Origin of the sequence: Stenotrophomonas sp. TWI819 (assembly GCF_039673075.1) — a bacterium.
Taxonomy (GTDB): Bacteria; Pseudomonadota; Gammaproteobacteria; order Xanthomonadales; family Xanthomonadaceae; genus Stenotrophomonas; species Stenotrophomonas rhizophila_B.
On sequence record NZ_JBDJKY010000009.1, the window covers coordinates 173,536 to 191,536 of the forward strand.

Sequence of the window (18,001 nt, forward strand, 5' to 3'; positions counted from 1 at the left end):
TGATCAGGAGACGACATCCGCCGCGATCGCGCGGCGGTGGGCGTCAACAAGGGGAAGAGGGGGCAGGATCTGCGCCAGGGTGACCGCGCGCAGCGCTTCGGACACCACGTCGTTGATCATCCGCCAGCTGCTGCGCGCGCCACACTGCAGCTCGCGGCCGCACTGGCTGTGGTCATGGGCGCACTCGGTCAGGCCCAGCGGCCCTTCCATGGCTTCCACGATCTCGAACAGCGTGATCTGGTCTGGCGCGCGGGTCAGCCGGTAGCCGCCGCGGACGCCGCGCAGGCCTTCGACCAGACCGGCCTGGGCCAGCGGCTTGAGCAGCTTGCTGACGGTGGGCGGTTCCAGACGGGCGAACTCGGCCAGTTCAGTTGCACTGAGCACCTCGCCCGGGCGGGCAGCGAGCACGGTCAACACGACGGTGGCGTAATCGGTGAGCTTGGTGACGCGGAGCATGTGGGGTGCAGAACCATAAAGCGGACTGAAATTGTACGCTTTTCTCCGGCGGCATCCAACCCGCCCGTTCAGGCGCCCGCAGGGCGGCCTTGGGCGCGTATTGAACCGCATCGCTTTGGCAATCACAAAGATTAAGCGAGAATCGGGGCTTCCCACCGCAACGGTCAGCCAGATGCCCAAGAAGATCCAGGCCCGCAAGTCCACCATCCATGGCAATGGCGTGTTCGCGCTGGCGCCGATCAAGAAGGGCGAGCGGGTCATCCAGTACAAGGGTCTGCTGCGCAGCCACGCCGACGTGGACGCCGACGACACCGGGGATGTGGAGAGCGGTCATACCTTCCTGTTCACCCTCAATGACGATTACGTCATCGATGCGAACTACAAGGGCAACGACGCGCGCTGGCTCAACCACAGCTGCGATCCGAACTGCGAAGCGGTGATCGAGGAAGCCGAGGGTGACAACCGCCGCGAGGACAAGGTGTTCATCGAATCGATCAAGGACATCAAGCCGGGCGACGAGCTGACCTACAACTACGGCATCACCCTGGCCGAGCGTCACACCGCGCGCCTGAAGAAGATCTGGGAATGCCGCTGCGGTTCGAAGAAGTGCACCGGCACGATGCTGCAGCCCAAGCGCTGATCCCTCCGCTCGCCACCGACCCCCGGTCGGTGGCTGCGCCGACACGCTGTGCACATCGTGGTCACCGTCGCCCAATGCGCCCGTGGCCACACTGATCGCTCCTACTTACTGGAGCCTATCCATGGCACACGCACTCAACGGCAAGCACATCGCGATTCTGGCCACCGATGGTTTTGAACAGTCCGAGCTGCAGGAACCCAAGCGTCTGCTGGAATCCTGGGGCGCCTCGGTCAAGGTGATCGCGCCGGGGGATGCCAGCCAGATCCGTGGCTGGAAAGACAAGGACTGGGGCGAAAACGTCAAGGTCGATGCCCCGCTCAAGGGCGCGAAGGCCGACGATTACGACGCGCTGGTGCTGCCCGGTGGCGTGATCAATCCCGACAAACTGCGCATCGACACCGATGCGATTGCGTTGATCAAGGCATTTGGCGCGGCAGGCAAGCCGGTCGCGGCGATCTGCCACGGCCCGTGGCTGCTGGTCGAGTCCGGCCTGGCTAAAGGCCGCAAGGTCACCTCGTGGCCGTCGCTGAAAACCGATCTGGGCAATGCAGGCGCCGAGTGGACCGACGCCGAGGTGGTGGTCGATGGTGGCCTGATCACCAGCCGCAAGCCGGGCGACATTCCCGCCTTCGCCGATGCAGTCGCCAAGGCGTTGGCGGGGTAATCCCGCGGGCAGCGATCCGATCAACGCACCCACCAACGGTGGGTGCTTACCGGCCCAGCAGCCCTGCCGGGACCAGCGCGCCAAGGTCCTGATTGAAGGTGACCACCAGCTTGCCGTTTTCGACCTGCGCCGATTGGACCTGCAGCGTGCCCAGCACCGCGGCGACCGTCGGGTCGATCTTGTAGATCGGCTCGCGCCGCGCGTAGTCGACCAGCCAGGCATTGAGCAGGCCACGGGTACGCGAGTCGAGCTTGCCGCCGTTGTTGGCCGGCGTGAAATCATCCACCGTCGGCTCCTGCAGATGGAAGCCCTGGGTCTGCGCGTCATAGCGCAGGCCGCTGCTCAGCTTGACCTTGCCCAGCGGCGCCGGGGTGCCGCCCGCAGTCGCCATGGCGACATCGAAACCGAGATCCAGGCGATTGCCCTGTGGCAGGGTGAGCTTGGGGTGGCTCATGGTCATTGCGATGAGACCACCCAGTGCATCCTGCGTGCGCGGGAAGCTGCCATCGAGATACTGCTGCACGTCGGTCGCACCGACCGACAACTGGTGGCCGGACACACTCGGTGCGGCCTGCGCGCCGACGGCGGCGGCAAGCAATACGGTGCAGGCGGCGAGGCGGGACAACAGCGGGCGAACGTTCATGACGGCAGGCCGTGGGGGAATGAGACGCCAACAATAGCGCGCGCGGCTGAATCCAGCTTTGACGTGTCATCGTCAGCACTGAGCGTGGGGGGCGGTCGGCGGGATCAGTTCATCACCGGCTGGATCGACGCACCGTGGATTTCCCAGCCACTGCCATCCACGCGTGGCTGCAGCCGATACCAGCCTTCGAAGCGCAGTGTGCCGGTGTCCGTACTGACCCGGATCTGGACCGGGACTTCGCGCAGCCTGGAGGGCTGGGCGGTGTCCCGGGCGATCGGCGCGCCGGTCTTGATGCGCAGCCCGCGGAAGTCCGGCAATGCCCGCAGCGCGGCGTCATCTGGTCGGCCGCCCCGGCTGCCGCCGGTCCACAGTGCATCGGCGGTGGCCAGGTCGCCCTGCGCCACTGCAGTGACATAGCGGTGGACCACCATCGGCTCATCGGGTGCGTCGGTCGCCACCGCGCTGAGCGAAGCAGGTGCGGGTGTGGAGGGGGCCGGCGTGAGCGCAGTGTCATCGCCAGACGCCGGTGCTGCGTCCGCCACGGTGCTTTCGGGCGGCGCGGACGGATCGGATGCGGGCGGGTGCTGCTGGCAGGAGCACCCGTGCAGGATCAGCAACGGCAGTAACAGGACGGCGCGGCGCATGCAGGACTCTCCCCGGAGAGCGCCGAGTGTAACGCCGCGCCGGACGCGGGGCTCAGGGCGCGCCCTGGATCGACTCCAGCGCGGCCAGTACCTCATCCAGCTGCGGTTGCAGCACGGTGAGCGGATGGCTGGGCGCATCGGCGTGGCGCTGGGCGAGATCGCGCAGCAGCTGCGTCGCGACGATCGCAGCGGCACGCTCATCGCCGCTCAGCCCGGTGTTGCGCCGGGCGATTTCCAGCAGGCGCATCCAGTCCTGCTGCGCGCGATGTTCCAGTTCGATGGTGCAGCGCCCACTGCACTGCAGGCCGTCCTTTTCGATCGGGGTGACGGTGATGCGGTAACGCTGGGAAGAAGAGCTGGCCATGGCTGCCTTCGCGGTGGGGGACAGGGCCACCATAGGCCGCGTCCCGCGCGCGGACGACAGGTGCCGTCGCACGCAGTGTTCCACCCGATGCGTTCCGGTCGGTTCTGCTATGGCCCAGATCGCGGCAGGGCAAGCATCTGCGCGCGAAGTACGCGCCGCAGGCATCTTTGGCAACGCTGTGTTTCGCTGCGTGCGCCGAGCCCAAAAAAAACGGGACGGCATAGGCCGTCCCGTCCGGGTGCTGCAGGAAGCGCGCAGATTAGAGCGCGGCGTCCTTGAGCTTCTTGAGCGGACGCACCTTCAGCTTGGTGGACGCCGGCTTGGCGGCGAACCACTGCTCTTCCTTGGTGAACGGGTTGATGCCCTTGCGCTTCGGCTTGGCCGGCACGCTGACGGTGGAGATCTTCAGCAGGCCCGGCAGGGTGAAGCTGCCTGCGCCCTTCTTGTGCACCGAAGCGGCGACGGCGCCTTCCAGCGAGGCGAGCACGGCGCGCACGTCCTTGGCGACAACGCCGGACGCTTCAACGATGTGTGCAACCAGACCAGACTTGCTCAGCACTTCCTTGATCGGCTTGGGAGCGGCCGGCTTCGCGGCTGCCTTCGTAGCGACTTTCTTTACTGCCTTCTTCGGGGCAGCCTTCTTAGCGGTCTTTGCCATGGTTTCCTGTTCCGTGAACGGTTGGTTGTTTGGTCGCGCCGAACCCCGTCGGCAAGCGAAATGTAGGGCAACTATGGGGCGCCGCCAATAGGCAAACGCATAAATATTCGTGATTTCCACGCCCTTCGTTACCGCAGTGCATCAGGTCATAGCCAAAAAACAGGGTCCGCCCTCGCGGCGGAGGCCATCGGTCATGGACCGTCGCACCCCGACTGTCGCACGAAAACCGCTTGAAAACAGCATCGGTCTTGAGGGCCGATTCAGCTGGGGGCGACACCTGCCGATCACCTGACAGCGATCAGACATAGCACTAACGCGCCACGGTCTAGGCTGGTCCGGTCATTCACGCCGCAGGAGATCTCACGATGGGTATTTCACGCCACGCCACCGCGCATTGGGAAGGTGACCTCAAGACAGGCAAGGGACAATTGAGCACGCCGCAGAGCGGCTTGATGGACAAAACCCGCTATGCCTTCAGCAGCCGCTTCGGCGACGAGAAGGGCACCAACCCGGAGGAACTGATCGCCGCCGCCCATGCCGGCTGCTTCACGATGGCGTTGTCGGCCAAGCTCACCGAAGCCGGTTTCGTGCCGACCTCGCTGGATACCGAAGCCAAGGTCGACCTCTCGATGGAGGGTGGCCCCCAGCTGTCGCAGATCACGTTGAAGGTGAAGGCCGTAGTGCCGAACATCGAGGCCACCCAGTTCCGTGCCATCGCCGATGACGCCAAGCAGAACTGCCCGGTGTCCAAGGCGCTCAGTGCGGTACCGATCAGCCTTGAGGCCGAGCTGGCCGGCTGATCCGCGCCCGCGATTGGTGCACAGCAGATTGTGATGGGAAAGCGGCGGCCGCATAGTCGCCGCTTTCCTGTTGTGGGGTATCTGCATGCGTCCGACCGCTCTTGCCACCCTGATGGCCTGCCTGCTGGCCGGCACCGCGCAGGCCGATGTGCGTCTGCTGACCGCCGCGACCATCCACACTGGCCATCCCGAGGCACCGGCGGCCACGGCGTTGGCCTGGGATACCTACACCGGGCGCGTGCTTGCCGTCGGTGATCGGCAGGCACTCCTGGCGCTGTATCCACTGGCGGCGCTGACCGACGTTGGCGAGGCCACCGTGATCCCGGGGCTGATCGATGCGCATGCACACCTGATGTTGCTCGGTGGCACGCTGATGCAGGCCGACCTGACCGGCGCGACCAGCAGGCAGGACATCGTTGCGCGTCTGCAGCGCTTTGCGGCCGACAACCCCGACGGCTGGCTGCTGGGCAGCGGCTGGGACCAGAACCGGTGGCCGGACAAACAGTTCCCGACCGTGGCCGACCTCGACGCGGCATTCCCGGATCGACCGGTCTGGCTGGGTCGCATTGATGGTCATGCCGGCTGGGGCAACAGCGCGGCACTGCGCGCGGTCGCACGTCAGCCTGGCCAACGCGCATTGAGGGGCAATTGGCAGCCGGCCGGTGGGCGCATCGTGCGCGATGCCAAGGGGCAACCGAGCGGGGTGTTCGTCGATGAAGCGATGACCCTGGTGCAGGCGGCGATCCCGACGCCCAGCGATGCCACCCGCGAGCAGATGCTGACCCGCGCACTGGATAAGGCGGTCAGCCAAGGCCTGACCGGTGTGCACGACATGGGCATATCGCGCGCCGATCTGGCCCTGATGCGCCGCTTCGCCGATGCCGGGCGGCTGCCACTGCGCATCGACGCCTATGCCGATGGCAACGGCGAGGCGCTGGCCGATCTGTGCGCAAACGGGGCCTACCAGCACGCCGGTGGCCGGCTGGAAATGCGCGGAGTCAAGCTGTTCATGGATGGCGCGCTGGGCAGCCGAGGCGCCGCGCTGCTGGCCGACTACAGCGACGACCCGCACAACCGCGGCTTGCTGGTGACCTCGCCGGCCGATTTTGAAACGGCGGTGCGCAAAGCCGATACCTGTCATGTCCAGGTCGCCACCCATGCGATCGGCGATCGCGGCAACCGGATCGCGCTGGACACCTATGCCAGAGTGCTGGGCGAGCGCCGTGGCAGCGACCATCGCTGGCGGATCGAGCATGCGCAGGTGGTGGCGCTGGAGGACATTCCGCGCTTTGCCCAGCTCGGCGTGATCGCCTCGATGCAACCTACCCACGCCACCTCGGACATGGGCTGGGCGCAGGATCGGGTCGGGCCCGAGCGCATCCTTGGTGCCTATGCGTGGCGACGGATGCTGGGCTCCGGTGCCCGGCTTGCGCTGGGTTCGGATTTCCCGGTGGAGCAGGTGGATCCGCGCCTGGGCCTGTATGCCGCGGTCACCCGCCAGGACCGTGCGGGCCAACCGCCGGCGGGCTGGCAACCCGACCAGCGCCTGACCGCGGCCGAAGCGCTGCGGGGTTTCACTGCCGACGCCGCGTGGGCAGGCCATGATGAGGCCCAGGTCGGCCGGTTGCAGCCCGGCCTGCGCGCGGATTTCGTGGTACTCGACCGCGATCCACTCAGCGTCGCCCCCGCCGAACTGGCCGATCTTCAGGTGCGCTCGACCTGGGTCGATGGCGCACCGGTGTACGACGCGGCGCGTTGACGCGCCGCCGCCGGGATCACCAGTCCAGCGTGCCGCGGATGACGGTCTGCACCTGGCCGCCGGACCAGACATCGCCATGGTCATCGATGCGCAGGGTCAGGCGCGCATCGTGGCCCACTTCGCGGCCCTGGCTGACGACGTAGCCGTGCGCGGTGCCAGGCAGCGCATCGCGGCTGTCCAGCCAGGCAGCCAACACCGCATTGGCCGCACCGGAGGCGGCGTCTTCAAAGCGGCGACCGTTGCCGACGAACGCACGCACCGCCAGATCCCACGCCTGGCCCTGGCTGCGTGCATAGGCGAATACGCCCATGCTGTCGGTGGCCTCGGCCAAGGTGGCCACGGCATCCCAATCGGGGGTGAGCGCGCGCAGGGCGGCCTCGTCAGCGAGTTCCACCACCCACCAGCTGCGGCCACCGGCCATGCGCGCCGGCGGCAGATTGCCCAGCGGCCAGCCCGCCAGCGCGGTCTGCAGGCGCGGGTCGGCGGCAGTGGTCACTTCGGCCACTGCGGCGCGCGGGGTACGGATCGCGATGGTGCGGGTGTCACCGCTGCCGTCCACGCGCAGCGGCAGGGCCCCGGCAATGCCGTCCTGGACCAGCACGCCCTCGACCGGCGCGGCCACGCCCAGTTCCAGCACGGCATGCGCGGTGCCAACGCTGGGGTGGCCGGCGAACGGGACTTCCTTCTGCGGGCTGAACATGCGGATGCCGTAGCTCGCGCCCGGGGCGGCAGGCGGGAACACGAAGGTGGTCTCCGGCAGCCGGGTCCAGCGGGCGATGGCCTGCATCGCCGTCTCGTCCAGGCCCTGTGCATCAAGCACGACGGCCAGCGGGTTGCCGGCGCCGGGGTAGGGCGAGAACACATCCAGCTGCAGGAAACGACGGGAGGTCATGGCGGGGCGCTCAACGAAAAACGGGCGGGCAGCTTACCAACCGGGGCCGCATTGCGGGCCCGGCCCCTGCAACGGGCAGGCTTGGCATAGAATCGGGGGTTCGGCCCGGCGTGCCGGGCGATCCCCCTCACTACCCAAACCTCCACCTCCATGTCAGCTTCCCCCCTTGTCGATCGCTGGATCGTACTGAAGTTCGGCGGCACCTCCGTGTCGCGTCGTCACCGCTGGGACACCATCGGCAAACTGGCGAAAAAACGGGCGGAAGAAACGGGCTCGCGCGTGCTGGTGGTGGTATCGGCGCTGTCCGGGGTGACCAATGAACTCACCGCGATCGCCGATGGCGCCGCCGACAGCCGCGACCGTGTCGCCGCGCTGGTCGCGCGCCACCGCGAATTCCTGACCGAGCTGGAGCTGGATGCCACCGCGCTGGACGTGCGTCTGGACGCGCTGGCCGGGCTGCTGGACGATCCGCGTGCCGCCGCTCGGCCGCTGGAGTGGCAGGCCGAGGTGCTGGGCCAGGGCGAACTGCTGTCCTCGACCGTCGGTGCGGCCTACCTGCGCGCCAGTGGCCTGGATTTCGGCTGGATGGATGCACGCGAGTGGCTCGATGCACTGCCGCCGCAACCCAGCCAGAGCGAGTGGTCGCAGCGTCTGTCGGTGAACTGCCAGTGGCGTGCCGAGGCGGAGTGGGCCGCGCGTTTCCGCGCCCAGCCGACCCGCATGCTGATCACCCAGGGCTTCATCTCCCGCCATGCCGATGGTGGCACCGCCATCCTCGGTCGCGGCGGTTCGGATACCTCGGCGGCGTACTTCGGTGCGCTGCTCGGTGCCAGCCGCGTGGAGATCTGGACCGATGTGCCGGGCATGTTCAGCGCCAACCCGAAGGACGTGCCCGACGCGCGCCTGCTGACCCGCCTGGACTATTACGAGGCGCAGGAAATCGCGACGACCGGCGCCAAGGTGCTGCACCCGCGTTCGATCAAGCCGTGCCGCGATGCCGGCGTGCCGATGGCGATCCTGGATACCGAGCGCCCCGAGCTGCCGGGCACCAGCATCGATGGCAATGCCGCAGCGGTGCCGGGCGTAAAGGCGATCAGCCGCCGCAACGGCATCGTGCTGGTCTCGATGGAAGGCATCGGCATGTGGCAGCAGGTCGGCTTCCTGGCCGACGTGTTCGGGCTGTTCAAGAAGCATGGCCTCTCCGTGGACCTGATCGGTTCGGCTGAAACCAACGTGACCGTCTCGCTGGACCCGTCCGAAAACCTGGTCAGCACTGATGTGCTGGCCGCGCTGTCGGCCGACCTGTCGCAGATCTGCAAGGTCAAGATCATCGTGCCGTGCGCGGCGATCACTCTGGTCGGCCGCGGCATGCGCTCGATGCTGCACAAGCTCTCGGACGTGTGGGCCACCTTCGGCCGCGAACGTGTGCACATGATTTCGCAGTCCTCCAATGACTTGAACCTGACCTTCGTCATCGACGAAGCGGACGCGGACGGCCTGCTGCCGATCCTGCACGCCGAGCTGATCGACAGCGGCGCGATGCCGGTGGAAGAGGGCGAAGTGTTCGGCCCGCGCTGGCGCGAAATCGCCGGCACCATCCGCCCGCGCGAAACCGCCTGGTGGCGGGGCCAGCGCGAGCACCTGCTGACGCTCGCCCAGGCCGGGACGCCGCGCTACGTCTACAACCTGCCGACGGTGCGGGCGCGTGCGCGCGCGCTGAACGCGATCAAGGCGATCGACCAGCGCTACTACGCGATCAAGGCCAACTCGCACCCGGCCATCCTGGAGGTGCTGGAGCAGGAAGGCTTCGGCCTGGAGTGCGTGTCGCACGGCGAGCTCAAGCACGTGTTCAACACGCTGCCGACGCTGTCGCCCAAGCGCGTGCTGTTCACCCCCAGCTTCGCGCCGCATGCTGAGTACGATGCCGCGTTCGCGCTGGGCGTCACCGTTACCCTGGACAACGTGGAAGCGCTGCAGCGCTGGCCGGAACTGTTCAGCAACCGCGAACTGTGGCTGCGCGTGGATCTGGGCCGTGGCGAAGGCCACCATGCCAAGGTCCGCACCGGCGGCAAGGACTCCAAGTTCGGCCTGCCGATCGCCCGCGTGGATGAGTTCGTCCGCATTGCCGGCGAGCTGGGTACCCGCGTGGTCGGCCTGCATGCGCACCTGGGCAGCGGCGTGGAAACCGCGCAGCACTGGCGCCTGATGTGCGATGAACTGGCCGGGTTCGCCCGCCGCATCGGCAGCATCGAGACCATCGATATCGGCGGTGGCCTGCCGATCCCGTACAGCGCCGACGACGAGCCGTTCGATCTGGAGGCCTGGGCGATCGGCCTGGCCGAAGTGAAGGCCGTGCACCCGGCGTTCCGGCTGGCGATCGAACCGGGTCGCTACCTGGTGGCCGAGTCCGGCGTGCTGCTGGCGCGGGCCACCCAGGTGGTGGAGAAGGACGGCATCCGCCGCGTCGGTCTGGATGCGGGCATGAATACGCTGATGCGCCCGGCCCTGTACGACGCCTGGCATGACATCGAGAACCTCAGCCGCCTGAGTGGTTACTCCGAAGCGATGTTCGATGTGGTTGGCCCGATCTGCGAATCCAGCGACGTGTTCGGCAAGCGCCGCCGCCTGCCGGCCTCGACCGCGCCGGACGATGTGATGCTGATCGCCGATGCCGGCGCGTATGGCTACGTCATGGCCAACACCTACAACCAGCGCGAGCTGCCGCGCGAGGACGTCATCGATGATGGCCCGTGACCGCTGCCTGCCGCCTTTCAAACCGGATACACCATGACTGCTTTTGACAAACACCAGGTTGCCGTTTTCCGCTTCGTCCGCTGCGACTTCGCCGCGGACACCGGCGTGGCGCAGCTGGTCTACGCCTTCGATGACGGCCCGGAGCTGATCGAGACGGTGACCATTCCGGGCGCGCCGTTCGTGCTTGAGGGTGACCGCGCCGAGGCGGTGCAGCGCGCCCTGCGCCTGCTGCACCTGATGGCTGGCGTGAGCTACTACAAGGCCGGCGTGCCCGAGCAGGTGCGCATCGACAGCTACACCATCGATGCGGCCACCGCGGCGCTGGTCGAGACGGTCTATCTCAACGGCCTGGGCGAATTCGCTTACCGCAATGGCCTGAACCTGCGTGGCCGCTTCCGCCTGCCGGTCGAGGGCGAGGCCTTCGCCGCACCGGCGCTGGGCCTGCGCGAACACGCGCTGGTCGCCATCGGCGGCGGCAAGGATTCGCTGGTCAGCATCGAAGCGCTGCGCAGCCTGGGTATCGCCGAAACGGTCACGTGGATTGGCGGCTCGCAGCTGATCCGTGCCTGCGCCGAGCGCACCGGCCTGCCGATCCTCAACATCGGCCGCACGCTGGCCCCGGAGCTGTTCGAGCTCAACCGCCAGGGCGCCTGGAATGGCCATATCCCGGTCACCGCGGTGAACTCGGCGATCCTGGTGCTGGCGGCGCTGCTGCAGGGCGTGGACCAGGTGGTGTTCTCCAACGAACGCTCGGCCAGCTATGGCAGCCAGATTCCGGGCACCGGCGAGGTCAACCACCAGTGGTCCAAGGGCTGGGCGTTCGAACAGGCCTTCGGTGAGCATCTGGAACGCCACGTCGCGGCGGACCTGCATTACTACTCGCTGCTGCGACCGCTCTCGGAGCTGGCGGTGGCGCGTCAGTTCGCCAAGAGCGATGTTTACGACGCGCATTTTTCCAGCTGCAACCGCAATTTCCACATCCTGGGAGAGCGCCCTGTGAACCGCTGGTGCGGCGTCTGCCCGAAGTGCCACTTCGTGTTCCTGGCGCTGGCCCCGTTCATGCCGAAGATGCGCCTGGTCGGCATCTTCGGCCGCAACCTGCTGGACGATATCGAGCAGGCCCCGGGCTTCGATGCGCTGCTGGAATTCCAGGACCACAAGCCGTTCGAGTGCGTGGGCGAAGGCCGCGAATCGCGCGCTGCGATGGCGACCCTGGCCGCGCGCCCGGAATGGAATGAAGACGCGCTGGTGAAGCGCTTCGTCCACGAGATCCGCCCGCAGCTGGATGCCACCGAACTGCAGATCGAGCCGCTGCTGGCGCTGGAAGGCGAACACCGCATTCCGCCGGCGATCTGGGAGCGTCTGCGTGCGAATTTCGCAGCTTGAAGGCAAGCGCGTTGCGTTGTGGGGCTGGGGACGTGAGGGGCGTGCGGCGTTCCGCGTCCTGCAGCAGCGGCTGCCGTCGCTGCCGCTGACCCTGTTCTGCCCGGAGGCCGAGGTTGCCGGCGCGCGCGAGGAAACCTACGGCGCGCTGACGGTCCGTTCGGATGTCACCGGCGAGGCGCTGGCCGCGTTCGAGGTGGTGATCAAATCGCCGGGCATCAGCCCGTATGGCGAGGCAGCGCTGCACGCCACCGCACAGGGCACGCAGTTCATCGGCGGTACCTCGTTGTGGTTCGCCGAGCAGGCCGCTGCCGACGGCATCGTGCACAACACCGTGTGCGTGACCGGCACCAAGGGCAAGAGCACCACCACGGCGCTGCTGGCGCATCTGCTGCGCGCCTCGGGTGCGCGCACCGGGCTGATCGGCAACATCGGCCTGCCGCTGCTGGAAGTGCTGGCCCCGCAGCCGGCGCCGCAGTACTGGGCAGTGGAACTGTCCAGCTACCAGACCGGCGAGGTCGCGCGCAGTGGCGCGCACCCGCAGGTCGCCATCGTGCTCAACCTGTTCCCCGAGCACCTGGACTGGCACGGCAGCGAAGCGCGTTACATCGAGGACAAACTGCAGCTGGTCACCGGGGCCGCGCCGCGGATCGCGGTGCTCAATGCGGCCGACCCGCACCTGGCCGGGGTGACGCTGCCGGAGAGCGAGGTCATCTGGTTCAACCAGCCGTTGGGCTGGCATATGCGCGGCGATGTCGTGCATCGCGGCGAGCAGGCCGTGTTCGATACCTCACACACGCCGCTGCCCGGCCGACACAACCGCGGCAACCTGTGCGCGGTGTTGGCTGCGATCGAGGCGCTGGGCCTGGACGCGGTGGCACTGGCCCCGGCGGTGCAGGACTTCCGCCCGCTGCCCAACCGCCTGCAGACCATCGGCATGCGCGAGGGGATCACCTTCGTCAACGATTCGATCAGCACCACGCCGCACGCAAGTCTGGCGGCGCTGGAATGTTTCGCGGGTCGCCGCATCGCGCTGCTGGTGGGCGGGCATGATCGTGGCCTGGACTGGCATGACTTCGTCGCGCACATGGCCCACGACGTGCCGCCGGTGGAGATCGTCACGATGGGCGCCAACGGCCCGCGCATCCACGCGCTGCTGCAGCCGCTGGCCGATGTCGGCCGCTTCGGTCTGCATGCCGCCGCCGATCTGCCCGAGGCCATGCGGCTGGCGCAGGCCGCACTCGGCGGGCAGGGCGGAGTGGTGCTGCTGTCGCCGGGGGCGCCGAGCTATGGCGTGTACCGCGACTACGTCGCCCGTGGCCGGCACTTCGCCGAACTGGCCGGCTTTGATGCGGACCAGATCACCGCGATTCCGGGCATCGGGATTGCCTGATCTGTCGATGTAGCGCCACGCCATGCGTGGCTGCTGTTGGCATCGATGCTGCAGCCACGCATGGCGTGGCTCTACCTTGGGGCGACGCGGGATACGTCATCTACCCTGGTTACGCCGGTGATGCAGGTATCAGGCTTCTTCTTCATCGATGAACGCGTAATCCCCGTCGATGAGCTGCTGCAGGTACGCATCGAAACCCGGTGCAATCACGGCATAGCTGTCCGGGTCGTGCAGGTAGCGCACCACCTGGCCGACCGTGCCGCCGGGTCCGGGATCGAAATCCAGGTAGAGCATCGAGGTGCCGCCATTGTTCATGCAGTGCGAGAAGCACAGGCGCTTGCCCATCGGCAGGTCCGCATCGATGCCGTCGCCGAGAATCTCGGGGTCTTCCTCCAGCCACTCCTCGTAGATCGAGCGGATGCTGTCATCCCACTGCGCGCTGTCCTCGAATATCTGGCCCACCGAACGCAGGTAATAGGGGTAATGCCCCTCCTCGACATCCGATCCCAGCATCAGCACCACCGCCTCGCCACCCGGGTAGGTGCGGAAATGCGTGCCATCCACCCGCGCCAACAGCGCGAGCAGGCTCTCGGGCACCTGCTGCCAGCGCTCGCGCAGGCGCGCCAGATCGGCCGCGCTGGCCCCTTCGACCCAGCCCCACATCCGCGCATCGTCGTCGGGCAGGCGCGGCACCAGGCCGGAAAGAAAGCGATCGACAAGGCTCATGAGGGGTTCCATGCACAGGGGCCGGCCAGCCTGCCATAACAGGGACGGAGGTAGTTAATCCAGATGAGGTCGGGCGCGGCCGGCCTGCCAGGTCACGGGGTGCGCGTCGACCCCGTGCTTCTACACGGTCCCGTCAACCGGCCGTCATACACTCAGGGCTCTTTCTGTCGGGAGCAGACGCATGAACAAGCAATGGCGGTGGGGTGCGGCGGTGCTGTTGGGCATGACGGCGCTGCCCGCGCTGGCGGCGATGCAGGCCAAGCCGGTGGAGTGGACACAGGACGGCACCACCTTCAGCGGGGTGCTGGTCTACGACGACAGCGACAACGACAAACGCCCGGGCCTGGTGATGGTGCCCAACTGGAAGGGCGTCAACGATTCGGCCATCGCCAAGGCCAAGCAGCTGGCCGGCGATGACTATGTGGTGCTGGTGGCCGATGTGTACGGCAAGGACGTGCGCCCGAAGACCGATGCCGAGGCGGGTCCGGTGGCGACCAAGCTGCGCAATGACCGTCCGGTGCTGCGGGCGCGTGCGCTCAAGGCGATTGAGGTGCTGAAGGCGCAGGCTGGCAAGGCGCCGCTGGATGCCAGCCGGATCGGCGCGGTCGGGTTCTGCTTCGGCGGCACCACGGTGCTGGAGATGGCACGCGCCGGTGCGCCGCTGGCCGGTGTGGTCAGCCTGCACGGCGGGCTGGGCTCGCCGCTGCCGGCCAAGGCCGGTGGCACCCATCCCTCCGTGCTGGTGCTCAATGGCGCCGATGACAAGAGCGTGAGCAAGGACGACATCGCCAGCTTCGAGCAGGAAATGAACGCCGCCAAGGTGAACTGGGAGTTCACCAACTACAGCGGCGCGGTGCACTGCTTTGCCGAGTCGGATGCGAACAGTCCCCCGGGGTGCCAGTACAACGAACGCGCGGCCAAGCGCGCGTGGAAGGCGCTAGATGAGTTCTTCGAGGAGCGGTTCGAAACGACCCGCCGGTAGGTGCCGACCGTTGGTCGGCACGCCTCCGATCAATGCGAGCGCTGCACCGCGTAACGGGCCAGCCCGCGCAGGGCGGCCACGGCATCGTTGTCGGCCAGGCCGTCGAGCGCACGCTCGGCGGCATCGGCGTATTCCTCGGCACGGGCGCGGCTGTATTCCAGCCCGCCGGTAGCGTGGATGGCCGCCAGCACCTCGGGCATCGCCTCGGCGTCACCGTTCTGCACGATCTCGCGCAGGCGCTCGCGGGTGGTGGCATCGGAATGCGCCATCGCGTGGATCAGCGGCAGGGTGGCCTTGCCCTCGGCAAGGTCGTCGCCCAGGTTCTTGCCCAGCTCCTCGGCATTGGCCGAGTAGTCCAGCACGTCGTCGGCGATCTGGAAGGCGTACCCCAACGCCATGCCGTAGTCGTACAGCGCCTGTTGGGTGGCTTCGTCCACGCCGCTGGCCAGCGCGCCCAGACGGGTGCCGGCGGCGAACAGCACCGCGGTCTTGCGCTCGATCACGCGCAGATAGGCCGCTTCGTCCGTGTCCGGGTTGTGGACATGCAGCAGCTGCAGCACCTCACCCTCGGCGATCCGGTTGGTGGTGTCGGCCAGGATCCGCATGACCGGCATGCGGTCCAACTCGACCATCAGCTGGAAGCTGCGCGAGTACAGGAAATCGCCCACCAGCACGCTTGGCGCATTGCCCCACAGCGCATTGGCAGTGCTACGGCCACGGCGCAGGCTGGATTCGTCCACCACGTCGTCATGCAGCAGGGTCGAGGTGTGGATGAACTCGATGATTGCCGCCAGCTGGTGATGTTCCGGGCCGGCCTGGCCGACCGCGCGGCCGGCCAGCATCACCAGCATCGGGCGCAGGCGCTTGCCGCCGGCCGAGATGATGTGGTCGGCGATCTGGTTGATCAGCACGACATCCGAGGACAGTCGGCGACGAATCAGCGCATCGACGGCGTCCATGTCGGGCGCGGCGAGCGTCTGGATCTGGGGCAGGCCCAGCGCGGGGCGGGTGTCTTCGGTGATGGTCATGCGGTCTGACTTTCAGGCTTGGGCGGAATTATAGGCGGTGCCGTCGTATTCCGCCCGCGAAGACGCGCCGGTGGTCCGGTCAAGGCGCGGGGTAGGGCGTCGGATCGTGCAGACCCTGGCCGCCGGCCCCGGCGCCCTGCTGGGCGAAGCGCCGCCTGACCGGGCGCCCGGAACGCCTCTCGCACCGCGATCCGGCGTGAATACGTATGCATGCGACCCCATCGCTGGAGGCGCCCCGCTAAGCTTGTCGGGTTCGTTTCTGGCTCCCTCGCGGGTGCCGTGGAAGCCCGAAGGGGGGCCCCAATGTCGCAGTCTCCATGGTGGCGCGGTGCCGTCATCTATCAGATCTACCCGCGCAGTTTCCTGGACGCCAACGGCGATGGCGTGGGCGACCTGCCCGGCATCATCGAGCGCCTGGACTATGTCGCCGCGCTCGGCGTCGACGCGATCTGGGTGTCGCCGTTCTTCAAATCGCCGATGGCCGACTTCGGCTATGACATCGCCGACCACCGCGACGTCGACCCGTTGTTCGGCACGCTGGCCGATTTCGACCAGCTGCTGGCCAAGGCGCATGCGCTGGGTTTGAAGGTGATGATCGACCAGGTGTTCAGCCATACCTCGATCGACCATGCCTGGTTCCAGGAGAGCCGGCAGGACCGCACCAATCCCAAGGCGGACTGGTACGTGTGGGCGGATCCGCGCGAGGACGGCACGCCGCCCAACAACTGGATGTCGATCTTCGGGGGCGTGGCCTGGCAGTGGGAGCCGCGGCGCGAGCAGTATTTCCTGCACAACTTCCTGGCCGACCAGCCCGACCTGAACTTCCACAACCCGGCGGTGCAGCAGGCCACGTTGGATTACGTGCGGTTCTGGCTCGACCGTGGCGTGGATGGGTTCCGCCTGGATTCGATCAACTTCTGTTTCCACGACGCACAGCTGCGCGACAACCCTGCCAAACCGCTGGAAAAGCGCCTCGGCCGTGGCTTCAGCGCGGACAATCCGTACGCCTACCAGTACCACTATTACAACAACACGCAGCCGGAGAACATCGGCTTCATCGAGCAGTTGCGCGTTCTGCTGGACGCGTACCCGGGTTCGGTCAGCCTGGGTGAGATCTCCGCGGAAGATTCGCTGGCGACCACGGCCGAATACACCGCGCCGGGCCGCCTGCACATGGGCTACAGCTTCGAGCTGCTGGTGAAGGATTTCAGCGCCGGTTACATCCGCGACACCGTGTCGCGGCTGGAAGCGACGATGACTGAAGGCTGGCCGTGCTGGGCGATCTCCAACCACGACGTGGAGCGTGCGGTGACGCGCTGGGGTGGTCATCCTGCCCAACCGCGCTTGGCGCGGATGCTGGTGGCGATGCTGTGCTCGCTGCGCGGGTCGATCTGCTTGTACCAGGGCGAGGAACTCGGGTTGGGCGAGGCGGACGTGCCGTTCGAGGCGCTGCAGGACCCGTACGGCATTACGTTCTGGCCGAACTTCAAGGGCCGGGACGGCTGCCGTACGCCGATGCCATGGCTGGATGCGCCGAAGGCGGGCTTCACGACGGGTGAGCCGTGGTTGCCGATTCCGGCGGAGCATCAGGCCGCGTCGGTGGCGACGCAGGAACAGGATCCGCACTCGGTCTTGAGCGCGTTCCGTCAGTTCCTGGCGTGGCGGCGGACGATGCCGACGTTGTTGGTGGGCGACATCCGTTTCCTTGAATCCGCTGAGCCGGTGTTGATGTTCGAGCGGGGGCACGGGGAGGAGACGTTGCTGTTGGCGTTCAATCTGTCTGCTGAGACTGTCCGTGTTGCGCTGCCGGTGGGGGAGTGGCAGGCGGTGCAGGTGCCTGGTCCGGACGTGGGCGAGGTTGTTGGTAATGAGCTGGTGTTGCCGGCGCAGTCGATGTATTGCGCGCGACGCGGCTGATCGGTTTTCCGGTGGTATTGAGAGGGCGGGGCCAGGTGCCTCGCCCTTTTTTTGTCTTGCGCCCGTGCGTTGGGGTACAGCCACAGCCACAGCCACAGCCACAGCCACAGCCACAGCACTCGGGGCTGTAAACGTGCTGATTTGGGCGGGCAGGGGTGGGTCAGCGGGACCCGCTGCAAGTACGTCCATGTAAGCTCGTATGCCGCCATCCATGGCGGCATACGGTCCCGCCAACCCCCCCCCCCCCCCCCCAATAAAAATTTACCGGGCGCAACGGTACACCAGCCCATTTATGTAT

The 18,001-nt window shown here is 67.2% G+C and carries 17 protein-coding genes; 9 read left to right on the top strand and 8 right to left on the bottom strand.

All coding sequences use genetic code 11. The features are described from left to right. Positions 1-3: 3 nt before the first annotated feature. A complete protein-coding gene (locus ABE463_RS13885) occupies positions 4-456 on the bottom strand; it encodes an SUF system Fe-S cluster assembly regulator (protein WP_259261288.1) in 453 nt (150 codons plus the stop codon). Positions 457-628: 172 nt separating this feature from the next. Between ABE463_RS13885 and ABE463_RS13890 the strand changes: the two genes are divergently transcribed. Together ABE463_RS13890 and ABE463_RS13895 are read left to right on the top strand one after the other, a co-directional pair. Then, entirely contained in the window at positions 629-1,096 is a 468-nt protein-coding gene (locus tag ABE463_RS13890) for an SET domain-containing protein-lysine N-methyltransferase (protein WP_123728596.1), read from the top strand. A gap of 121 nt (positions 1,097-1,217) precedes the next feature. Continuing rightward, positions 1,218-1,760: a type 1 glutamine amidotransferase domain-containing protein gene (locus ABE463_RS13895; protein ID WP_346468557.1), complete on the top strand. Its 543-nt coding sequence runs from the start codon at positions 1,218-1,220 to the stop codon at positions 1,758-1,760. Between the two features lie 46 nt (positions 1,761-1,806). On the opposite strand, the gene ABE463_RS13900 is transcribed toward ABE463_RS13895, so the two are convergent. The 4 genes from ABE463_RS13900 to ABE463_RS13915 all read right to left on the bottom strand — a co-directional run bounded on the left by ABE463_RS13900 (position 1,807) and on the right by ABE463_RS13915 (position 4,069). Next, entirely contained in the window at positions 1,807-2,403 is a 597-nt protein-coding gene (locus ABE463_RS13900) for a DUF1439 domain-containing protein (RefSeq protein WP_259261290.1), read from the bottom strand. Between the two features lie 104 nt (positions 2,404-2,507). Next, positions 2,508-3,047, bottom strand: a complete 540-nt coding sequence (locus ABE463_RS13905; RefSeq protein ID WP_346468558.1) for a hypothetical protein — start codon at positions 3,045-3,047, stop codon at positions 2,508-2,510. A 52-nt stretch (positions 3,048-3,099) separates the two neighbouring features. Further along, on the bottom strand, positions 3,100-3,411 hold the full coding sequence (locus ABE463_RS13910) for a DUF3861 domain-containing protein (RefSeq protein ID WP_259261292.1): 312 nt from the start codon (positions 3,409-3,411) through the stop codon (positions 3,100-3,102). Between the two features lie 259 nt (positions 3,412-3,670). Then, on the bottom strand, positions 3,671-4,069 hold the full coding sequence (locus ABE463_RS13915) for an HU family DNA-binding protein (RefSeq protein ID WP_019185677.1): 399 nt from the start codon (positions 4,067-4,069) through the stop codon (positions 3,671-3,673). Positions 4,070-4,434: 365 nt separating this feature from the next. Here ABE463_RS13915 and ABE463_RS13920 point away from each other — a divergent pair, with 365 nt between their 5' ends. Together ABE463_RS13920 and ABE463_RS13925 are read left to right on the top strand one after the other, a co-directional pair. Beyond that, positions 4,435-4,869 carry an OsmC family protein gene (locus ABE463_RS13920; protein WP_123728599.1) on the top strand — a complete coding sequence of 145 codons (435 nt, stop codon included), beginning with the start codon at positions 4,435-4,437 and terminating at the stop codon, positions 4,867-4,869. An 85-nt stretch (positions 4,870-4,954) separates the two neighbouring features. Further along, entirely contained in the window at positions 4,955-6,628 is a 1,674-nt protein-coding gene (locus ABE463_RS13925; RefSeq protein ID WP_346468559.1) for an amidohydrolase, read from the top strand. 16 nt (positions 6,629-6,644) lie between these two features. Here ABE463_RS13925 and ABE463_RS13930 read toward each other — a convergent pair whose 3' ends face one another. Further along, complete coding sequence (locus ABE463_RS13930; RefSeq protein ID WP_346468560.1) at positions 6,645-7,520, bottom strand: PhzF family phenazine biosynthesis protein; 876 nt, start codon at positions 7,518-7,520, stop codon at positions 6,645-6,647. A 150-nt stretch (positions 7,521-7,670) separates the two neighbouring features. Here ABE463_RS13930 and ABE463_RS13935 point away from each other — a divergent pair, with 150 nt between their 5' ends. From ABE463_RS13935 to murD, 3 genes are read left to right on the top strand one after another with little or no spacing between them, the layout of a single operon-like run. Then, the gene (locus ABE463_RS13935; protein WP_346468561.1) at positions 7,671-10,274 is read left to right on the top strand and encodes a bifunctional aspartate kinase/diaminopimelate decarboxylase; all 2,604 of its coding nucleotides are present in this window, start codon (positions 7,671-7,673) and stop codon (positions 10,272-10,274) included. 33 nt (positions 10,275-10,307) lie between these two features. After that, positions 10,308-11,660, top strand: coding sequence for a UDP-N-acetyl-alpha-D-muramoyl-L-alanyl-L-glutamate epimerase (gene murL / locus ABE463_RS13940; RefSeq protein WP_346468562.1), 1,353 nt, complete (start codon positions 10,308-10,310; stop codon positions 11,658-11,660). Next, positions 11,641-13,050: a UDP-N-acetylmuramoyl-L-alanine--D-glutamate ligase gene (murD, locus tag ABE463_RS13945; protein ID WP_346468563.1), complete on the top strand. Its 1,410-nt coding sequence runs from the start codon at positions 11,641-11,643 to the stop codon at positions 13,048-13,050. The genes murL and murD overlap by 20 nt, the downstream gene beginning before the upstream one ends. Positions 13,051-13,179: 129 nt before the next feature. On the opposite strand, the gene ABE463_RS13950 is transcribed toward murD, so the two are convergent. After that, positions 13,180-13,776, bottom strand: coding sequence for an SMI1/KNR4 family protein (locus tag ABE463_RS13950; RefSeq protein ID WP_346468564.1), 597 nt, complete (start codon positions 13,774-13,776; stop codon positions 13,180-13,182). Between the two features lie 181 nt (positions 13,777-13,957). Here ABE463_RS13950 and ABE463_RS13955 point away from each other — a divergent pair, with 181 nt between their 5' ends. Next, positions 13,958-14,758 carry a dienelactone hydrolase family protein gene (locus tag ABE463_RS13955; protein WP_346468565.1) on the top strand — a complete coding sequence of 267 codons (801 nt, stop codon included), beginning with the start codon at positions 13,958-13,960 and terminating at the stop codon, positions 14,756-14,758. Between the two features lie 29 nt (positions 14,759-14,787). Here the strand turns inward: ABE463_RS13955 and ABE463_RS13960 are convergent, their stop codons facing one another. Continuing rightward, the gene (locus ABE463_RS13960; RefSeq protein WP_259261300.1) at positions 14,788-15,786 is read right to left on the bottom strand and encodes a polyprenyl synthetase family protein; all 999 of its coding nucleotides are present in this window, start codon (positions 15,784-15,786) and stop codon (positions 14,788-14,790) included. 303 nt (positions 15,787-16,089) lie between these two features. Here ABE463_RS13960 and ABE463_RS13965 point away from each other — a divergent pair, with 303 nt between their 5' ends. Beyond that, complete coding sequence (locus ABE463_RS13965) at positions 16,090-17,703, top strand: alpha-glucosidase family protein (RefSeq protein WP_346468566.1); 1,614 nt, start codon at positions 16,090-16,092, stop codon at positions 17,701-17,703. Positions 17,704-18,001 lie beyond the last annotated feature (298 nt).